This window comes from Ralstonia sp. VS2407, from assembly GCF_052950655.1.
In genome coordinates, this window is the sequence record NZ_JBRFVG010000302.1 from 1 (window position 1) to 452 (window position 452).

The following is a 452-nucleotide window of genomic DNA, read 5'->3' on the forward strand; positions in this document are numbered from 1 at the left end:
TACTTGAACCGTCTCCTTGACGATAAATTTCGTTTAGCTCACATTTGGGAATTTCGTTAATTTGCAATAAGTCATGTAAGACTTGACCTGGACCGACAGACGGTAGCTGATCCTTATCACCAACAAAAATCACTTGCATGTTTGTCGGAATAGCTTTTAATAACGTATTGGCTAACCAAGTATCCACCATGGACATTTCATCTACAATTAGCACACCACCTTCTAATTCTTTGGCGGCTAAACTCGGATTTTTTTCACGACCTGTCAAGCCTAACAAACGGTGGATGGTACTTGCAGGTAAACCTGTCGTTTCGTTCATACGTTTCGCTGCTCGCCCAGTTGGCGCCGCTAGCAAGATTGGAAACATCTCCTGCGTATAGTCTTTGAGATCTAATGAAAGGCCATTTAGTTCCGCAAACAACGAGACAATCCCATTGATAACAGTTGTTTTC

The 452-nt window shown here is 42.3% G+C and carries 1 protein-coding gene; it reads right to left on the reverse strand.

The window, feature by feature from the left end; all coding sequences use genetic code 11:
* Positions 1-452 (reverse strand): AAA family ATPase (locus ACU8YE_RS25170; RefSeq protein ID WP_446930285.1); only part of this gene is annotated, 452 nt, incomplete at both ends.